The organism is Microbacterium sp. NPDC055312 (assembly GCF_053645675.1).
The window spans coordinates 231,132-249,650 of record NZ_JBSHMU010000002.1 but is presented as its reverse complement, the minus strand read 5'-3'; the positions used below and the strand labels follow the sequence as shown (position 1 = coordinate 249,650).

General features: G+C 69.5%; 20 protein-coding genes. 4 read left to right on the top strand and 16 right to left on the bottom strand.

Annotated features, from left to right (window positions below; translation table 11 throughout):
- Window positions 1-12: 12 nt before the first annotated feature.
- Together ACWIDW_RS05580 and ACWIDW_RS05575 are read right to left on the bottom strand one after the other, a co-directional pair.
- Window positions 13-411 carry a peptide ABC transporter permease gene (locus ACWIDW_RS05580; protein WP_452322753.1) on the bottom strand — a complete coding sequence of 133 codons (399 nt, stop codon included), beginning with the start codon at window positions 409-411 and terminating at the stop codon, window positions 13-15.
- Complete coding sequence (locus ACWIDW_RS05575; RefSeq protein ID WP_452322752.1) at window positions 408-767, bottom strand: DUF7882 family protein; 360 nt, start codon at window positions 765-767, stop codon at window positions 408-410. Before ACWIDW_RS05575 ends, ACWIDW_RS05580 begins: the two co-directional genes overlap by 4 nt.
- A gap of 120 nt (window positions 768-887) precedes the next feature.
- Between ACWIDW_RS05575 and ACWIDW_RS05570 the strand changes: the two genes are divergently transcribed.
- Window positions 888-1,355 carry a MarR family winged helix-turn-helix transcriptional regulator gene (locus ACWIDW_RS05570; protein WP_454123633.1) on the top strand — a complete coding sequence of 156 codons (468 nt, stop codon included), beginning with the start codon at window positions 888-890 and terminating at the stop codon, window positions 1,353-1,355.
- 18 nt (window positions 1,356-1,373) lie between these two features.
- Here ACWIDW_RS05570 and ACWIDW_RS05565 read toward each other — a convergent pair whose 3' ends face one another.
- From ACWIDW_RS05565 to ACWIDW_RS05540, 6 genes are all read right to left on the bottom strand, one after another.
- Window positions 1,374-2,567, bottom strand: coding sequence for a MalY/PatB family protein (locus ACWIDW_RS05565; RefSeq protein ID WP_454123631.1), 1,194 nt, complete (start codon window positions 2,565-2,567; stop codon window positions 1,374-1,376).
- 63 nt (window positions 2,568-2,630) lie between these two features.
- Window positions 2,631-3,647 (bottom strand): magnesium/cobalt transporter CorA, encoded by a 1,017-nt coding sequence (gene corA, locus ACWIDW_RS05560; protein ID WP_454123629.1) that lies wholly within the window; start codon window positions 3,645-3,647, stop codon window positions 2,631-2,633.
- Window positions 3,648-3,747: 100 nt separating this feature from the next.
- Window positions 3,748-4,317, bottom strand: a complete 570-nt coding sequence (locus ACWIDW_RS05555) for a copper resistance protein CopC (protein ID WP_454123627.1) — start codon at window positions 4,315-4,317, stop codon at window positions 3,748-3,750.
- Between the two features lie 87 nt (window positions 4,318-4,404).
- Entirely contained in the window at window positions 4,405-4,992 is a 588-nt protein-coding gene (locus ACWIDW_RS05550) for a hypothetical protein (protein ID WP_454123626.1), read from the bottom strand.
- A gap of 20 nt (window positions 4,993-5,012) precedes the next feature.
- Window positions 5,013-6,299 (bottom strand): serine hydrolase domain-containing protein, encoded by a 1,287-nt coding sequence (locus ACWIDW_RS05545; protein ID WP_454123624.1) that lies wholly within the window; start codon window positions 6,297-6,299, stop codon window positions 5,013-5,015.
- A gap of 31 nt (window positions 6,300-6,330) precedes the next feature.
- A complete protein-coding gene (locus ACWIDW_RS05540) occupies window positions 6,331-7,818 on the bottom strand; it encodes an ATP-dependent DNA helicase (protein ID WP_454123622.1) in 1,488 nt (495 codons plus the stop codon).
- Between the two features lie 68 nt (window positions 7,819-7,886).
- On the opposite strand from ACWIDW_RS05540, the gene ACWIDW_RS05535 reads away from it, so the two are divergent.
- Window positions 7,887-8,987, top strand: a complete 1,101-nt coding sequence (locus ACWIDW_RS05535; protein WP_454123620.1) for a hypothetical protein — start codon at window positions 7,887-7,889, stop codon at window positions 8,985-8,987.
- Between the two features lie 4 nt (window positions 8,988-8,991).
- Here ACWIDW_RS05535 and ACWIDW_RS05530 read toward each other — a convergent pair whose 3' ends face one another.
- From ACWIDW_RS05530 to rpmB, 6 genes are all read right to left on the bottom strand, one after another.
- Window positions 8,992-10,884: a cytochrome c oxidase assembly protein gene (locus tag ACWIDW_RS05530; RefSeq protein ID WP_454124492.1), complete on the bottom strand. Its 1,893-nt coding sequence runs from the start codon at window positions 10,882-10,884 to the stop codon at window positions 8,992-8,994.
- Window positions 10,885-11,081: 197 nt separating this feature from the next.
- The gene (locus tag ACWIDW_RS05525) at window positions 11,082-11,369 is read right to left on the bottom strand and encodes an HU family DNA-binding protein (RefSeq protein ID WP_071645077.1); all 288 of its coding nucleotides are present in this window, start codon (window positions 11,367-11,369) and stop codon (window positions 11,082-11,084) included.
- Between the two features lie 303 nt (window positions 11,370-11,672).
- A complete protein-coding gene (locus ACWIDW_RS05520) occupies window positions 11,673-12,503 on the bottom strand; it encodes an endonuclease domain-containing protein (RefSeq protein WP_454123617.1) in 831 nt (276 codons plus the stop codon).
- A 269-nt stretch (window positions 12,504-12,772) separates the two neighbouring features.
- Window positions 12,773-13,078, bottom strand: coding sequence for a 30S ribosomal protein S14 (rpsN, locus tag ACWIDW_RS05515; protein ID WP_313355641.1), 306 nt, complete (start codon window positions 13,076-13,078; stop codon window positions 12,773-12,775).
- A gap of 3 nt (window positions 13,079-13,081) precedes the next feature.
- Window positions 13,082-13,252, bottom strand: coding sequence for a 50S ribosomal protein L33 (rpmG, locus tag ACWIDW_RS05510; RefSeq protein ID WP_046014935.1), 171 nt, complete (start codon window positions 13,250-13,252; stop codon window positions 13,082-13,084).
- Window positions 13,252-13,488: a 50S ribosomal protein L28 gene (gene rpmB, locus ACWIDW_RS05505; RefSeq protein WP_179409668.1), complete on the bottom strand. Its 237-nt coding sequence runs from the start codon at window positions 13,486-13,488 to the stop codon at window positions 13,252-13,254. The genes rpmG and rpmB overlap by 1 nt, the downstream gene beginning before the upstream one ends.
- A 422-nt stretch (window positions 13,489-13,910) precedes the next feature.
- Between rpmB and ACWIDW_RS05500 the strand changes: the two genes are divergently transcribed.
- Both ACWIDW_RS05500 and ACWIDW_RS05495 read left to right on the top strand, forming a co-directional pair.
- Window positions 13,911-15,119, top strand: coding sequence for a Gfo/Idh/MocA family protein (locus ACWIDW_RS05500; protein ID WP_454123614.1), 1,209 nt, complete (start codon window positions 13,911-13,913; stop codon window positions 15,117-15,119).
- Between the two features lie 16 nt (window positions 15,120-15,135).
- Window positions 15,136-16,113 carry a LacI family DNA-binding transcriptional regulator gene (locus tag ACWIDW_RS05495; RefSeq protein WP_454123613.1) on the top strand — a complete coding sequence of 326 codons (978 nt, stop codon included), beginning with the start codon at window positions 15,136-15,138 and terminating at the stop codon, window positions 16,111-16,113.
- Window positions 16,114-16,189: 76 nt separating this feature from the next.
- On the opposite strand, the gene ACWIDW_RS05490 is transcribed toward ACWIDW_RS05495, so the two are convergent.
- Window positions 16,190-16,876 carry a DNA-3-methyladenine glycosylase gene (locus tag ACWIDW_RS05490; RefSeq protein ID WP_454123611.1) on the bottom strand — a complete coding sequence of 229 codons (687 nt, stop codon included), beginning with the start codon at window positions 16,874-16,876 and terminating at the stop codon, window positions 16,190-16,192.
- Window positions 16,873-18,519, bottom strand: a 1,647-nt coding sequence (locus tag ACWIDW_RS05485; protein ID WP_454123609.1) for a hypothetical protein, incomplete at its 5' end; no start/stop codon positions are given. The genes ACWIDW_RS05485 and ACWIDW_RS05490, both read right to left, overlap by 4 nt.

Sequence of the window (18,519 nt, the reverse complement as noted above, 5' to 3'; positions counted from 1 at the left end):
CACGGCCGCCCGTCACGCGGGGAAGGCCGTGAGCAGCGCGCCGAATGCGGCGGTCACGCCGGCCACCAGCCCGGCCGACGCGGCGATCGGGTGCACGATCCGGCCTAGGCGACGGTCGCGCATGCGCTCACGCTGGGGCTTCCACGACAGCACGGCGGCTTTCGCTGCGGAGAGTTCGGCGTAGCGCCCGATCGGGGCGCTCGTCGCGTCGAATGCCACGAAGTGGCCGTCGGGCGTGGTGTCGATCGAGCCGACGTACTCACCGGCCTTCGAGGCGACGTAGAAGCCGGTGTCGACCTTGCTCCACGTCACCGCGCGCGGCACGATCGTGGCCGGCGGCGAGACCTGCTCGGCGGGAGCGGCTGCTGCGGGGTTGTACAGCCGCCCGGCGGGGTGCTCTGCGATGGTCATGCGACACGCGCCAGTGCGGGAGTGCGGATGTCGAGCTCGGAGATCTCGCGCTCGGCGACCTGGTCGCTGAGGTCGATGACGACGCCTGCCGACGAGTTCGCCTGGTCGGCGAGCTGCTGAAGATAGCCGCGGTCGAGCTGCTTGGCAGCCTCGGCGTCCATCTTGAACTGCAGCGGGATCGAGCAGTGCAGCCAGATCGTGGAGCGCTCGACGGCTCCGTCGACGAGGCGATCCCACGAAAGCGAGAAGCTCTCATTGCGACGCAGCTTGGTCGAGACGAGAACCTTCAGGTGAGCGAGGATCCGATCCGGCATCTCGATCGCTTCGCCGGTGGCTCCGTAGTGCAGCGTGCCCATTTCAACTCCTCAGGTCGGGGGGATCCGATGTGAGAAAACTTACTCAGGTCAAAACTAGTTTGTCAAACTACATATCTGCCACACTTCATGGTTTGTTATACTCGTCGTCAGGAGGTGGTCATGAGCGTTCAGATCGACGCATCAACCGAGATCATCGACGCCCTTCGGCGCTACCAAGAGGCCGACAGCGCGATGCATGCACGTGCACGCCAGGCGTCGTCGATGTCCGACAACGAGATCCGCATCATCCAGTTCCTTCTGACGGCTGCCGGAAACAGCCACACCGTCACCCCGACCACGCTGTCGAAGCACCTCGGTGTCACCTCCGCGTCGATGACCGCGCTGCTGGACCGCCTCGAACGAGCGGGAGCCATCGAGCGCGTGCGGCACCCCTCCGACCGGCGCAGCCTCGTGATCACCGCGACCGAGCACGCAGAGCAGACGGTGGGCGCCCCCGTTGTGGCCTTCCAGCAGGCGACTGAGGAGATCGCGTCGGACCTCACGCCGCACGAGCAGGCGGCCGTCGTCCATTTCCTTCGCAGGCTCACGGAAGCGGTCGACCAGGCCAGCCGCACCGTCGGCGGCTGACACCGACAGGGCGGGGCGTCAGCCCTTCAGCGCGTCGGCGATCCGCAGCACGGCGTCGCGGATGATCGGGCGCGGAGTGGCGAACACGAACCGCGTGCATCCGATCGCGGCGCGACCGCACAGCGCGCCGTCGGTCATCGCGACCCCGGCATTCTCGCGGAACCACGCCCCGAGGTCGGCGTCCGCGCCGAGATCGGATGCCAGCCGCGTGCCGCGGAAGTCGAGCAGGGCGATGTACGTGCCCTCCGGCACGGTGACCCGCACACCGGGAAGGTGCTCGGCCACCAGCTCGGCCAGCAGCCGCCGGTTGCCGTCGAGGTACTCCGTCACCTCGGCCAGCCAGTCCGCGCCGCCGGTGTAGGCGGCGAGCTGGGCGATCACTCCGATCGTCGCGGTGCCGTGGCCGGCCCAGCCGCCGTCGTCATCCCACGCCCGGCGGGTCTCGTCGTTCGTCAGGATCAGCTGCGCGCACTTGAAGCCGGCGAGGTTCCACGCCTTCGACGCCGAGGTCGCGGTCAGCGTGTGCGCGGCCGCGGCATCCGACACCGACGCGTACGGGATGTGCCGGGCGGGCGCGTAGACCAGCGGAGCATGGATCTCGTCGGAGAACACCCTGCCGCCGGCATCCGACACGGTCTGCGCGATCGCGAGCAGCTCCTCCCGAGTCGCGACGGTTCCCAGCGGGTTGTGCGGGTTGCACAGCACGAGCAGCTCGCCGCCCTCGGCGAACGCCGCCGCGACAGCCTCGAGGTCCATCGTCCAGCGCCCGTCGACCTCGCGGCTGGGCACCTCGATCACGCGGCGTCCGTGCCGCAGCGGCACGTCGAGGAACGGCATGTAGGCCGGCGTCGGGACGATCACCGCGGCGCCCGCCTTCGTGTACGTGGTGATCGCAAACTCGTATGCGACGATCACGTCGGCGATCAACCGCACGTCGCCGTTCGGCACGGTCCAGCCGTACCGGTCGGCGTGCCAGTCCGCCACCGCCTGCTGCAGGGCGTGGGCGGCCGACAGGGGCAGGTAGCCCGTGAGCCCGGTCCGCATGGCGTCGGCGACGGCATCCGAGATCGCCGGCGCCACACCGAAGTCCATCTCGGCGACGAATGTGCCGATCGTGTCGGGGAAGCGCGTCCACTTCACGCTGCCGACCCGCCGCAGGTCGGCGGCGGTGATCGCGTCGTACGGGTGCGGGGCGAGGTCGGCGAGGCTCATGCATCCATTCTGGTGTGCTCCCCGGCATCCGGTGCTGCCCGCGCCGCGCGGCGTCACACGTCGCTACAGCCAGCCCTTGCGCTTGAAGGCGAGGTAGAGGCCGCCACCCAGCGCGACCATCGCCGCGATGGAGAGCGGGTACCCGAAGGCCCAGTGCAGTTCGGGCATGACGTGGAAGTTCATCCCGTAGATCGATCCGATCAGGGTCGGCGCGAACAGGATTGCCGCCCAGGCCGAGATGCGCTTCATCTGGTCGCCTTGCCGGATGCTCTCCTCGGTCATCCGCCGCATCTCCTCGTTCTGCCGGCGTGCGACGATCGTCGACTCGACGGTCAGCGCGTTCTCGAGCACCGCACGGAAGGTGGCGGCCCGGTCGGCGACCCGGATGGCGTGGTCGTGCACGTCTCTCAGGCGGCGCTGCAGCTCGGCATCCGCTCCCCGCCTCTCGCCCTCGTGCAGCAGCCCGCCGACCATGTCGGTCAGGGGCTGCGCGGCGCGCTGGAAATCGAGCACTTCGCGGGAGAGCTCGTAGATGCGCTGCGTCGCGTCGACGTCGTCGACGAACAGCTGGTTCTCGATCTCATCGATGTCGTTCTCGAGACCGGCGAGCACCGGTGCGTATCTGTCGACCACCTCGTCGAGGATCGCGTACAGCACGGCCTCCGGTCCGTGGGCGAGCAGTGCGGGCTCGCTCTCGAGGCGGCGGCGCACGCGCCCGAGGTCGGGTTCTTCGGCGTGGCGCACGGTGACGACGAAGTCGCGTCCGACGAACACGTGCACCTCGCCGAACTCCACCTCCTCCTCGGCGTCGAGGTAGCGGGCGGGTCGCAGCACGACGAAGAGGTGATCCTCGTAGTGCTCGAGCTTGGGTCGCTGATGCCCGCGCAGGGCGTCTTCGACGGCGAGCTCGTGCAGCCGGAACTCAGCGGCCACCGCCTGCAGCTCGTCGGCGTCCGGTCGGTACAGGCCGATCCAGCCCATGCCGCCGCGCTCGCGCATCAGCTCGAACGTCTCGTCGATGCTCTCGGGATTAGCCGTGCGCGCGCCGTCCACGTAGATGCCGTTGTCGACGATCGCCATGCCATGCCTCCCGAACGCGCCGGATGCGCGCTGTCGCCGAACGTATCACCGCCAACGGGCCCCGCCGATGCACGACGGGGCCCGTTCGATCCGATCGAGGTCAGCGCTTGCGGCGCCCGGCGATCACGATGGCCGTCACGATCCCGGCGACGAGCACGACACCGAGTCCGATCAGCAGCGGCCACGGCATCGAATCGGACTGCTCGTCCGGCTGCGCCGCATCGGAGGGCTGCTCGGTCGGCTCTGCCGCCGCCGTCTCGGTCGGGGTGGGCGTCACGGAGGCCTCGGACCCGGTCAGCGAGAACGCGTACTCCCCCGACGTCGGGTGGCCGTCACTCGAGACGACCTGCCAGGTGACCGTGTAGGCGCCACCGGGCATCCCCTCGGCCAGCGGAACCGTGACCGTGTCGGCGGCGACCGTGGGTGACCCGGCGACCCAGTCCTTGCCCGTCTCGTCGACGACGGTCAGGGCGGTGCCGCTGTTCTCGTCGAGCGAGAGCAGGGCGTTCGAGAAGGTGAGCACGACCTCGGTCGGCGCGGTGGTGAGCTGCGAATCGGCTGCCGGCGTGCTCGAGACGATCGTGTCGTGAGCCGAGGCGGGCGCCGCGACGGCGAGCGTGGCGACGGTCGCCACGGCGAGCGCGGCGAGGGTGGTGCGGATGCGGAACATGGGAGACCTCTTTCTGGATGCCGCGAAAGCGGCGAGTCATCTGGAAAGGCGCGCGAGCGCCCGGCGCAGCCTGACGGCGGCGATGGATCAGACGACGCGAAGAGGCGGGCCGCGTCGGCGCAGCGGTCCCAGCTGCGGGTCGGTGCGACGCGGCGCCGTGAGCGCCACCCAGCGCGGCCGGGTGGGGATGGCGGGAAGGGCCGGCGCGATGGCGACGGCGCGGGTCAGCCAGCCGACGACCGCGGATGCCAGGGCGGTGAGCGTCTGGATCAGACGCTCACCGCGATGCAGGGCGAGCACGGTGATCATGGCGGCGACGCCGTGCGCGACCCACATGCCCGCGTCGTCGGGGACGAGCACGGGGCTGCCGGCCGGGAGCGTGAGCTGTCCGTGGACGTGCGGCGCGATCCCGCCGCGCGGCGTGATCGCGCCGAGCACGAACAGCACGTGGAACAGCGCCTGCGACACCATCACCGAGAACGTCAGCCGGATGGCCGAGAGGCGGATGCCCGAGAGCAGCGTGCACACCATGAACGACAGCAGCCACGGAACGGCGATGCCGAGCATCCCGGGCATCTGACCGCCCACCCCGACGTGAGAGGCAAGGGCGACGAAGGTCGAGATCGAGGCGCCCGCGAAGCCGCGGAGGAGCCGAGACCTACCAGACGAGCGCACCTTCCCCTCCTTTCACGGGGTCACTCCGCTGCCGGCGGCGCGCAGATGGCCGAATCGGCGATGCTCTGCGCGTACTGCTCGGCCGTGAACGGCAGGCCGAACTCGGGAGCGCTCTGCCCCTCGGCCGCGGGTGCCTTCGACGCGATCGCCGCGAGCTCCCAGGCGAGGTACGCGGCCATCGAGCCGCCGGCCGACGACCCGTTGAGCGTGACCGCCACGGTGAAGCCGGTGGCGGGGTCGGAGTAGGCCGCCGTCGCGTAGCCGGGCACCCAGCCGTGCTGTCCGATCATCGATCCCACGAGGTAGCCGCCGCCCGTGGCCTGGTACCAGCTCGGCGCGTCGGCGCTGACCGGGAGGGGTGCGCCGAAGCGCGCGGGCTCGGCGTTCTTCTCGCGCAGCGCCTGGCGCGCCTCGGCCTGGGCGTAGCGCCCGAGGTCGGTGATGGTCGACACGACGCCCGAGTCGGTAAAGCCGATGCTCGACGAGCTCTCGGTGATGTCGACGGGTGCGGCGCAGTCGTAGCCGCCGCCTTCGGCTGCGGGCAGATACGTGCCCTTGAGCGCGGGCGCCGGTGCGGGCGCCGCCGACTCGCGCGGCGGAAGCGAGGTGGACGGCAGCTCGAGCGGTCCGGTCACGTACTTCGCGATCAGCTCGGAAGCGCTGCGGCCGGAGATGCGCTCCAGCGCCATACCCAGCATGAGGTACCCGGCATCCGACTCCCGGTACTCGGTGTGCGCGGGCGTGCGGGCGGTGCCCAGCCCGAAGCTCGCCAGCTGCATGGGTGCCCATTCGCGCCCTGGGGTGTTGAGCCAGTACGGCTTGACCACGTCTTCCGAGGAGCCGACGCCGCTCGTGCCGTTGCACAGATCGAGCAGGGTGATGTCGGAGAGGTCGGCGACGCCCGAGACGTACTTGGGCACGGGTGCGTCGAGCTCGACCGTGCCGTCGTCGGCCATGCCGTAGAGCACATCGCAGGTCATCAGCCGCGTCACGTCCGCGACGCGGAACGACATCTCGGGGGTGACCTCGGCACCGCCCGGGCCCTGCGTGCCGAGGCCGGTGACCCACTGCCCGCTCCAAGGCACCCAGACGCCGACGATCGCGCCCGACGAGCCGCTCGCGACGATGGCCTGCTCGACGGCCGCCTGCAGCTGGCCGGCCACGTCGTCGGGCAGCTTCGCGTCGACCTGCTTCGGGGGCGTGTAGCTGAACTCGGAATCCGACGCGGTGCAGCCGGTCAGTGCGAGAGCCAGGGCGAGCGCGCCGCCCACGGCTGCGCGCACACGGCGCGACGAACGAAGATGCATAGGACACTCCCCCGGGATGGACTCTCCGAGTCTAGGGTGACGAGGCTGAGAGGCTGCCCGTGACGGCATCCGGTTTCTGCGTCCTCCGATCAGTCGCGCTCTCGGCCTTTTCGGCCTTCTCCGCTTTCTCGGCCTTCTCCGCCTGGCGGGCCTCCCACGCCTCGCGCATGAAGCGGCGCACGTCCTCGTCGACGCGGATGTCACTCGGCCGCAGCGGACGCGAGAGGTACAGCCCGTCGAGCGACGTGAGCCGTGACAGCGCGACGTACGTCTGACCGGGCGCGAAAGCACCCGAACCGAGATCGACGACCGCGCGGTCGTAGGTCTTGCCCTGCGACTTGTGGATCGTGACCGCCCACGCCAGGCGCAGCGGGAACTGCGTGAACTCCGCGGCGACCTCGCGGGTCAAGGTCTTCGTGCCGGGGTTGTACGCGTAGCGGAACCTCTCCCACACCGCCGGCTCGACATCGAACTCGTCGCCGTCGACATCGACGCGAACCGTGTCTCCGAGGATGCGCGTGACCGTGCCGATCGACCCGTTCACCCACCGCGGGGGCTCGCCCTGCATCGCGATGTCGTTGCGCAGGAACATCACCTGCGCGCCCACCTTGAGCTTCAGCTCGGCGTCGGCGGGGTAGTTCGCCTCACCGCGGCCGAAGTCGCCCGAGACCTCGGCGTGCGCGGTCTGCTCACGGCCGGGGAGGGCGGCGAGATGGCGTCGGTTGATGTTGTTCACGATGTCGTTGCGCGTCGCGAGCGTGATGATCGGCACCTCCCCCGGCTCGGGTTCGGGCGGTGTGCGTGCGCCCTTCTCGTTCAGCACCCCGGCGATGTCGGCGGTGACGCGTCCGTACCGCACGGCGTTGAGCATCGCCTTGAACCCGTCGTCGGACTGGCGGTGGATGTGCACCAGCTCGTGCACGTGCAGCGTCGCGCCGTAGGTGCCGATGTCCATCATCACCTCTTCAAATTGGGTCCCTGAGCCTGCCGAAGGGCGCCCACCCGTCCACACCTTGGCGTCGAAGAACCAGAACGAGCGGTAGTGGTCTTGGATGTAGCGCAGCTCGTCGCCGCGCGGCGGCACCGGCGCGAGCTGGTACGGGTCGCCGAACATGACGATCTGCACCCCGCCGAACGGGATGCCTCTCTTGCCGCGCGCCTGCCGGAGAGAGCGGTCGATGGCATCCATCAGATCGGCGTTCACCATCGAGATCTCGTCGATGACGAGCGTCTCGATAGCGTTGAGGATGCGTCGGGTGGCATCCGACTGCTCGATCTCGCTCTCGGCGATGAGGCCGATCGGCAGCCGGAACAGCGAGTGGATCGTCTGACCCTCCACGTTCAGCGCGGCGACGCCGGTGGGCGCGCAGATCGCGATCTGCTTCTTCGTGTTCCACGCGAAATGCTGCAGCAGGGTCGACTTTCCCGTACCGGCGCGACCGGTGATGAAGACGTGCTCGTCGGTGTCCTCGATGAGTCGGAACAGGGCGTGCTGTTCTTCGGAGAGGGCGACGGACACGCCCCTATGTTAAGTCTTCGCCGCGTGCGCACGGCTGCGTCCCAGCGCCGACTCCTTAGACTTGCGCCATGATGCAGGGGCGGGTGTCACCGGGGCGAGCGCGCCCGCGCAGACGCTCCAGCCTGCGATCCGATCTCACCCTGCTGGCCGTCATCGGCGTGCTGCTGCTCGCGGCCCTCGCCGCCGGCGGGATGTCGCTGTACCAGTCGTTCTACAGCCCCTCCGCCTTCGTGCAGCGGTACGTCGACCTGCTCTCGAGCGGTCGCGCCGCGGAGGCGCTGCAGCTGCCCGGCGTCTCGCTCGACCTCGCCGTGCTGCAGGATGCCGGGATCGACGCGTCCGCCTCTGAAGCGCTGCTGCGGCGGGCCGCTCTTGCCCCGCTCACCGACGTGACGGTCACCGAGAAGGGCGCGACGGACGGTGTGCACCAGATCGTCGTCGACTACCGCGCCGGCGGGGTGCGCGGCACGTCGACCTTCACCGTCGCGCAGGACGGCTGGGTGGGTGTCACCCCGAACTGGCGGTTCACCGCCAGCCCGCTGGCCGAGATCGAGCTCACCGTGCGCGGGGCCGACGTGTTCGCCGTGAACGGATTCTCGATCGACCGGCGTCAGGTCTCGGTGGACGGCGCGGGCGCCGCACCCCTCGACCCCCTCCATCTGCTGGTGTTCACCCCCGGCAGGTACTCGGTGACCGTCGACACCGCCATCTCGTCGACCCCTGGGGTGAGCGTGCTCGCCGACACGGCGCTCGCCCGCACACCGGTGGACGTGCAAGCCCAGCCCACCGAGAAGTTCATCGAGGTCGTGCAGCAGCAGGTCGAGCAGTTCCTCACCGACTGCGCGACGCAGGAGGTGCTGCAGCCCACCCGCTGCCCGTTCGGTCTGCAGCTGCACAACCGACTCGCCCCCGACACCGTGCCGAAGTGGTCGATCACCACCCAGCCCGTCGTCAGCCTCGTGCCCGACGGGGGCGGGTGGGCGCTGCCGCCCACCGACGCCATGGCGCATATCGAGGTGAAGATCCAGTCGCTCTTCGACGGCGCGGTGCGCGAGGTCTCGCAGGACGTGCCGTTCCAGGTGAACGGCACCGCGACCGTCCTCCCGGACGGATCGGTGTCGATCCGGGTCGGATCGCCCGACGGCGATCAGCCGACCCTCGAGGACTGACGCCTCAGCGCACGCTGTCGCGCTCGGCCATTCTCGCCAGGCGCGCGTTGTACTCCTCCAGCTCGGCATCCCCGGTGCGGTCGGCGTGCCGATCACGGCGACGCTGCACCTTGGCATCCGATCTCGACCACTGGACCGCGAGCGTCACCGCCAGGATGAGGGTCGGGATCTCGCCCACCGACCACGCGATGCCGCCGCCGATGTACTGGTCCTCCATCGGCGTCGGTCCCCACGTGCGGCCCATCGACCCGAACCAGTCTGCGACGAACAGGCCCTCCTGCATCATGATCGCCATGCCGAAGAACGCGTGCATGGCCATCACCGCGATCAGCGTGATCAGGCGGCCCGCGTACGGCAGGCGGTACGGGATCGGATCCACGCCGATCAGCGTCAGCACGAACAGGTAGCCCGAGATGAGGAAGTGGATGATCATCCACTCGTGCCCGAGGTGGTCGTACATCGCCCAGCGCACCAGATCGGTGAAGTAGAACGCCCACAGCGACAGCACGAAGATCGCCGCGGCGACGAACGGGTGGGTGATGAAGCGCGAGTAGGGCGAGTGCACGGCCCACAGGATCCACTCGCGTCCGCCGCGGGTGCCGTCGTCGCGCTTGCGGACGGCGCGCAGGGCGAGCGTCACCGGCGCCCCCATCACCATCAGCACCGGGATGCCCATGCCGAGCAGCATGTGGCCGAGCATGTGCACGCTGAACAGGTAGTCCTGGTACTCGTTGACCGGACCGCTGGTGACCCACAGCAGCAGCGCCAGTCCGACCATCCAGAAGATCGTGCGGTGCGGCGGCCAGGCATCCCCCCGGCGGCGCAGCCGGATGATCCCCGCGATGTAGAAGAAGACGCCGAAGCCGACGGCCGCGATCCACAGCACGTCGAGATCCAACGACGTGAACCAGCGGTCGATGGTCAGCTCGGGCGGCAGCGGCGAGCGGGTGAGTCGCTCGGCCGGAGTCTGCACGGCGGGCGCCTGCTCGCCGACCGGCGGGGGCGTGCGGGCCAGCGCGGCGGCGGCGCCCGAGGCGATGCCCATCAGGGCGAGCTCGCCGAGGATCAGCGACCAGAATGCGCGCTTCTCGCGGGGTCCGTCCAGGTGCGGGATGAGCCGACGGCGGTACCACGCCCCGAACAGTCCGAGCCCGAGGAGGGCGACGGTCTTGCCGATGACGATCAAGCCGTACGGCGAGAGCAGCTCGCCCCACTCCCCCAGGGCGACGACCGTGCGCGCGACTCCCGAGAACGCGACGACCACGAACGCGGCGATCGCCAGCGATGAGTAGCGTGCGACGAGTACGGGCAGGTCGATCCGGGCATCCGGCTTCGCGGTCTTCGCCTTGCCCGCCTTGGCGGCTTTGGCGGCCTTGGCGTCGAGGTGGCGCAGGATCACCAGCAGCAGCACGCCGCCGACCCACACGGCGGCCCCGATGGTGTGCATCAGGATCGCGTTCACAGCGACGGTGTGCCCGGCGACGTCGCCAGAATGACCCTGCGTGGCCATCGGCAGGAACGATGCCGCGGCGAGCACCGCGGTGAGCATGATGCCCGTCCAGCTGCGCCAGCCGAACAGCAGCAGCGTGATCACGGCACCCATCAGCGTGGTGATCAGCCACGCCTGACCGAGCGGCAGTTCGAGCAGGTAGCGGCCGAACTGCTCGCCGAAGCCGCGGTCGGCGCTGAGCTTGGGGTTGAACGCGGCCATGAAGGTGAGGAAGGCGGTGATTCCCGAGCCGATGGTGAAGACGGCGGCGCCGACGGATGCCGTGTCGACCGCGAGCTCGAACGGCCGCGTCCCGGCGCGCAGGCCGAACAGCGCCAGCACGAGCGAACCGAACATCGCGGCGGCGCCGAGGTTGGCGACGAGTTTCGCGGCCGGCAGCCCCCACATGACGATGGGACCGGGGTCGAGCAGCTTCGGGGGCACCGCGCCGCCGCCGACGATCAGGGCGGCGATGAGGCCCGCGACCCCGCTGACGACGAGGATCGCCAGGCCAGCGAGACGGTACGGATTCACCCCTCCAGCCTACGACCGATACGACGGAAGGCCGCCCCCGGAGGGACGGCCTTCACGTACGGCGAGCGGTCTTACTTGACGGCTGCCTTCAGCTTGGAGCCAGCGGTGACCTTGACGCGCTTGCCGGCCGGGATCTTGATCTCGGCGCCGGTCTGCGGGTTGCGGCCGGTGCGCGCAGCGGTGTCGACCTGCTCGAACGCGATCCAGCCCGGGATCGAGACCTTGCTGCCCTTGGCAACGGCGTCCGACACGGTGGTGAACAGCGAGTCGAGCACGCGCGAAACGGTGGCCTGGCTCTCGCCGGTGGCGGAAGCGATGCTCGCGACGAGCTCGGTCTTGGTGATGGACTTGTCAGCCATGTCACTCCTCCAGCGACGACGGTCCGTCGCATCGTGTTGATTTCGAGGGAGAGACCCCCGTCGGTCGTTCGACCGCCTCGAATGTACCAACCACAGCACGGGATTCCGCGTCATTTCGCGGGTTTTGGCGCTATTTCCCGGCAAGTTGCGTCACTTTGGTCACTTCAGTCACAGATTCGGCCGGCGCGGCCGCCGTGTGGGGCCGCGGGCTCCGCACGCGGAACGCAGGAGTTCTCCCGGAATCCAGGAGCGGATGCCTGCCCCCGCTCCTGCGTTTCGCGTGCACTCCTGGTATTCACGCGGTCATCGATCGGCGAGATGCAGACCCTGGGCGACGGCCTCGGTGATCACTGCCTGCACCTGCTCCCATTGATCCATCACCTGCTCATAGCTGAACCGCAGCACGTGGAAGCCGTGGAGCGCGAGCAGCGCGTCATGGGCGATGTCGCTCGTTCGCTGCGGGCCCGCATGCGTGGCACCGTCCAGCTGAACGACCAGGCGCTTCCCGATCAGCAGATCGACGCGGTGCCCGTACAGCCACGCCTGAGCGAGCATCGGCAGCCGCAGCCACTGCAGCCGGTGGATGATGATCGTCTCGAGGCCGGAATCGGCAAAGGGGCGAGCCCGGTCGAGCACCTGGCGTGCGGCAGCGGGAAGGTCGAGTCTGGCCATGGATGCCCGGTCGATGAGGTCCTTGTTGAGCGCCGACTCCCAGATGACCAACGCGGTCTCCAGCGGCTGGCAGCGCGCGACGAGCACCAGCGCGTTGCGCAGATCGTCTTCCACGGCATCCGGTTCCCGAGGTATCACCGGCTCTGCCCAATGGACGACAGCATGCTCGGGCACCGAGAACCGGGACGAGTGCGGCGACGCCACGACGTGCCGTTGATGCCGCTCGGGAACCCAGAGCCCCCGACGCTCCGCGAGACTGACGCAGCTGATCACGAGACCCCGACGCACCACCGCGAGCGCGAACCAGTCGGCATCCGGCAGCGCGACCCAGCCATTGCGCGGCCTGATGACGGCGCCGTCCGCTTTCGCCCGGCGGATGGCGTGCTCCGTCACTCCTGCGTCACGAAGGGTGCGCGTGCGGGTGATCCCGCCGCGCCGACGCAGCTCTTCGAACAGGTCCATCCGAAGAGCTTCCACCGGCGGGGGGTTCGAAGCCGGGGCCGCACCCGGCAGATGGGGATGAAGCCTCGAAACTCAGGAATGTGCAGGGCATCCGGAATGCAGGATCTCTCGCGAAACTCAGGAGCGGATGCAGGAATGCGTCCTGCGAATCGGGTGAAGTCCTGTGTTTCGGCAGGTGGCCGGAGAGGGAGGTGGAACAGCAGCACACCCAGTAGGGATGCAGAAGGGGCGAGGATCCGAAGATCCTCGCCCCTTCTGCGATGTGGTGCTTACCAGCTCGACTTGGTGATGCCGGGCAGCTCGCCACGGTGGGCCATGTCACGGAAGCGGACACGCGAGATGCCGAACTTCGTGAGCATGCCACGGGGGCGGCCGTCGATGGCGTCACGCGAGCGCACGCGCACGGGCGACGCGTTGCGCGGAAGCTTCTGCAGGCCGATGCGGGCGGCCTCGCGGGCCTCATCGGTGGCGTTCGGGTCGACGAGCGTCTTCTTCAGCTCGGCGCGACGCTCGGCGTAGCGCTCGACGATGACCTTGCGCTGCTCGTTGCGAGCGATCTTGCTCTTCTTAGCCATGGATCAACGCTCCTCTCGGAATTCGACGTGCTTGCGGACCACCGGGTCGTACTTCTTGAGCACGAGGCGGTCGGGGGTGTTGCGACGGTTCTTCTTGGTCACGTAGGTGTAACCGGTGCCCGCCGTCGAGCGGAGCTTGATGATCGGACGAACGTCCTGAGCCTTCTTGGCCATTAGAGCTTCACACCCTTCGCCTGGAGGTCCGCGACGACCTTCTCGATGCCGCGCGCGTCGATCACCTTGATGCCCTTGGCGGACACGTTCAGGGTGACCTTACGACCGAGCGACGGCACGTAGTACGTCTTCTTCTGCACGTTCGGGTCGAAGCGGCGCTTCGTCCGGCGGTGCGAGTGCGAGATGTTGTGACCGAAGCCGGGAACAGCACCGGTCACCTGGCACACTGCTGCCATGTTGTGACTCCTTCATTACCGTGAGGCCGGACGGCCCCACCCAAGATCCCTTGTCTGCATCCCGCCCTTCGACAGGCTCAGGGCCCCATGACGGAGTTCCGAGATCGATCAGGGGCCCATGACGGAGTTCCGAGATCGATCAGGGCCCATGACGGGGTTCCGAGATCGAGAAGAGGAAGAGGGATACGAACTGCGCACAGGAGTGTGCACAGACAAGGAGTCAGTCTAGCACGGCGATGCCCTCCCACCCGTCCCGTGTCGGGCCTCCGAAGAAGAAGCGTGCGGGTCATCTCGAATCGTGATACTCTACCCGCGTAGATCACTGGGGAACCGAGGGGTCTCGGAACCGTTCTGAGGGGCACGGTTCCGAGGCCCCTTCCCGTTGTTGACACCCGTTGACAGCCGATGGAAGACTGCGACATATGGCGTTCAGCATAGGGCTCGTCGGCGCGGGCCAGTTCGCAGGTCAGTTCGCCACCCTCTTCCATCACCATCCCGGTGTCTCGGCCGTGCACGTCACGGACGTCGTGCCATCGCGTGCGTCCGAGCTGGTGGCATCCGCCGGCCTCGCCGGCACCTTCGACAGCTTCGCCGAGATGATCGCGTCACCCGCGATCGACGCGATCGCGATCTTCACGCAGCGCTGGATGCACGGTCCGCTCGTGGTCGAGGCGCTGCGCGCCGGCAAGCACGTCTACTCCGCCGTCCCCATGGCCGTGTCCGTCGACGAGATCGGCGCGATCATCGACGTCGTGCGCGAGACCGGCCTCACCTACATGATGGGCGAGACGAGCTACTACAACCCGGCCACCGTGTACGCCCGGCAGAAGCTCGCCTCCGGCGAGTTCGGCCAGCTGTTCTACGGCGAAGGCGACTACATCCACGACATGGACCTCGGCTTCTACGAGGCATACCAGTACTCGGGCGGCGCGGAGTGGAAGAGCACCGCCAGCTACCCGCCGCTGCTGTACCCCACGCACTCGATCGGCGGCGTGCTCGGCGCGTGGCCCACCCACGCCGTGGCGGTGTCGGCGATCGGCGTGACCGACCAGCGCGGCGACGGGGTGTTCGAACGCGGCGTCAGCCAGTTCGACAACGACTTCTCGAACGCCACCGCGCTGTTCGAGGTCGCGGGCGGCGGGTCCATGCGCATCAACGAGTTCCGCAGAGTGGGCTACCCCACCCACCTGCGGGAGTCGCGCTTCCGCTGGTTCGGCACGGAGGGGTCGTTCGAGCAGCTCGCCCGCACCACGGTGTGGCAGACACGCCAGGGCCTCGAGGACATCTCGCATCTCATCGACACCGACCCGTCGGCATCCGCCGACGATCCCGCCCTGTCGAGAATCGCACCGGCGCTGCGCGACGCGTTCGTGTCGGGATACGCGGCGATCCACGAGCAGGAGCGCGCCCGGATCCCGGTCGAGCTGCAGAAGCTGCCCAACGGGCACGAGGGCAGCCACCACTTCCTCGTCGACGATTTCGTGCGTGCAGTGACCGATCAGACCCTGCCGCCGGTGAACGCCTGGCAGGCGGCGCGGTTCACGCTTCCCGGCGTGATGGCGCACGAGTCCGCACGTCTGGGCGGCGAGCGGCTTATGATTCCCGATATGGGACAACCGAATGCACGCTGACCGCCGACCGCGGTCTGTGACCCGGGCCGACGTCGCCCGTTATGCCGGCGTCAGCACGGCCGTCGTCAGCTATGTGCTCAACGACGGGCCGAAAGCCGTCGCGCCGCTCACCCGGGAACGGGTGCTCGACGCGGTGCGTGTGCTCGGCTACCGTCCGAACGCCGCCGCGCGGGCGCTGTCGATGGGCTCCGCCGACATGTTCGGCCTGCTCGTGCACGACAACCGCAGCCCGTTCTTCGCCGAGCTCTGCCACGCGCTCGATCAGGCCAGCGCCGACAACGGCCGCTCGCTGCTGATCGTGAACTCCGACCGCGAGCAGGTGGCGACGTCCGAGCAGATTCGCGATCTGGTCTCACGTCAGATCGGCGGTCTGATCATCGCCGACGTGCTGACCGCACGCGAGCAGTCGCTGGTCGAGGCGCTCGGCATCCCCACCGTGGTGATCGGCCAGTTCGGCGAGACCGACGGCCTGCACAGCGTGGGCGTCGACTTCGCGGTCGGCGCCCGCGCCGCGACCGAGCACCTCATCGGCCACGGCTACCGCGACATCGGGTTCGCCGGAAGCGCCGCCCGGTACGACGAGCGTGAACGCGGCTGGCGCGATGCGCTGGCTGCGGCCGGGCTGCCGCTGGGGCCGCTCGTGCACGTGCCGTTCACCCACCAGGGCGGCTACGACGCGGCGATGCAGCTGATGGCGCATCCCCGCAGACCGCGGGCCGTACTCGCGGCATCCGACCAGATCGCGATCGGCATGCTGGCCGCGTTCGGCCAGCACGGCGTGCGCGTGCCCGACGACATCGCCGTCGTGTCGTTCGACGGCACGGTCGCCGCCGACTTCGTGTGGCCGCGCCTGACCACAGCCGTGCAGCCGCTCGAGGAGATGGCGAACGCCGCGGTGAGCATCCTGCTCAAGGGCGGCGACCAGCGCCGACACCACGAGTTCACCACCGAGCTGCGGGTGCGCGAGTCCTGCGGGTGCACCCCCGCGAGCTGAGAGTTTCCAGAGCCCCCAGAACCGGGGATGCGGGTGACGTCGAACGTGGCGGAATGTGCGCGCGATCAGCGGTCGCTCAGCCGCATCGGCCGTCGAGCTCCCGTGCCGCCTCGCGCGCGCCGCGCCCCCACCGGAACGGCGACACGGTCGGGTCGCCGGTGATCCAGAAGCGCCACGGGAAGGCATCCGTTCCGGCCGTCCCCGCGACGCCCACGCGCGGCCCCGCCGAGACGTCGGCGACCGGATCCCCCCAGCTCAGCCGGGCGATCGCGCCGTTCTGCTCGTCACCCGAGACGGCGTCGAGGCCGTCGTGCAGGGCGTGGCGCAGACCGAGCGCCTGCCCGAGTCGCCCCGGTCCGCGGGCGAGGTCGCGCAGCGCGATGCGCGAGAGCGGCGGCGAAACCCCGCGGCGGTGCGCCGCTGCATCCGCTCCGTCGACCACCTCGCCGGCGCGCAGCAGCACTCCGCCCGCCGTTCCCTCGGGCCCGCAGACGACGTTGATGCAGGAGTGGATGCCGTGGCTGAGGTACACGTACAGGTGGCCGGGCTCGCCCCACATCGTGGCGTTGCGGGCGGTTGGCCCCATGCGCGCGTGCGAGCCGGGATCGGGCATGTCGCCGGTGCCGCGGCCGTGGTACGCCTCGACCTCGGTGATGCGCAGGGTCGTCGCAACACCGTCGACGACGGTGCGCAGCCGGGCGCCGAGCAGGCGAGGGGCCACCTCGATCGGCAACCCGAGCAGGTCGTCGCGGTCGATCGTCATGGCAGCGGAGCCGTGCGGCACCACGAGATGTCGAAGCCGCTCAGGGTGGGCAGCTCGCGATCGCCGACGAGGTCGATGAGGCGGGTGTGCAGGGTGACCGGAAGCGGCAGCAGCAGGTCGTCGTAGTCGTTGCTCGCGAGGTCGGGGGCGATCGTCACGGCGGCGTACTGGCCACTCGGCGAGACGCAGGTCTGCAGGATCGAATCCACGCCGCTCACCTCGGCGATCATGGTCGCGGCGCCCTGCTCGTCGACCCGCACGACGGCCTGTCCGGTCGGCATGCCCAGCTCGTCGCGCTGCACGACGTGCCTCAGGGTGCCGCCGGGGAAGGCCTCGATGCCGACCGCATCGCCGTAGTCGGGGTCGGACGCGGGCAGCGGCTGCGCGGTGCCGTCGGTGAGGTCGAGCACGACGAAGCTGCCGTCGGCGCGCTCGATGAGCGCGGTGTACGTGCCCCGGTTGACGCCGAGGATGCTCGCCGCGGTGCCCATCGGCTGCGCGCCTGCGTCGCCGGTGGGATCCTCGACCGTGAGGGCGCCGTCGAAGTCGATGAACACCAGCGACGACGAATCGGGCACGAAGCGCCACTCGGCGACGTTCGCGTCCGTGCCGTCGATCTGCACGATGCGCGGTTCGCCCGTGCCGCTGAGCGCCTGGGTCACGAGCACACTGGCGCGTCCGGTCGTCTCGGTGAGATCGCGGTCGGAGTAGCTGTATCCGACCAGACCTGCGCGGTCGGAGACCTGCACCGACGAGACATACCCCTCGCCCGGCAGCGGCAGTTCGCGCTGGTCGGAGCCGTCGCGGTTCATCACCAGCAGGCGCGAGCCGTCGTCCTCCTCGACGGCGACGACGAGCACGTCGGTGGTGGCGCGGTAGTCGCTGATGCGCGGATGCTCGAAGACCGGCGCGGCCTTCTCGCCGCTCAGGTCGGAGAGGAAGATCTTGTCGGCGCCATCGGCCGAGCGCTGCAGCAGCATGATGCTCGAGGCGGGTGTGCGGAAGCTCGTCTCGAGGTCGGCTTCGGTGCCTCCGCCGGCGGCGGCGACGCCGGCGACAGCGACCCGGTAGGTCGTGTCGTCGTGCAGCGGGACGGTGAAACGGATGCCGACGCTGCGCCCGCTCGCATCGACCGTGAACGGCACGGCGGGCTCGACCGAGACCTGTGCGGGGTCGATGGCGTCGAGGCTCTGGTTGGCGGTGAGGATGACTCGGCTGCCGGACGCCTCGATCGCCCGAGCGGGGTCGACCTTCACCTGGCTGAGGCGCGGCCCCTGCACGAGGCTGACGACGGCGAGCGCCCCGGCGACCAGGGTCAGGACGCCGAGCACCGACAGCAGCGTGAGGGTGAACCGGCGGTCGCGCGGCGGTGCGGGTGCGGATGCCGGGGCGTCAGGTGCGGGTGCCGCCGGCTCCGCGGGTGCGGATGCCGGGGCGTCTGGCTCCGGGGCGTCCGGCCCCGGGGCTGCGGGTGCCAGGGCGTCCGGCCCCGGGGCTGCCGGCTCCAGGGCATCCGGCTCCTGTGCTGCCGGCTCCGCGGACGGCGCCGATCCGGGGGCCGACACTCCAGATGTCGGACGCTTCTCCACGATCGGTCCGACATCAGCGTCGCGCCGCGCCAGCGGCCCACGTCGAGACCGGCC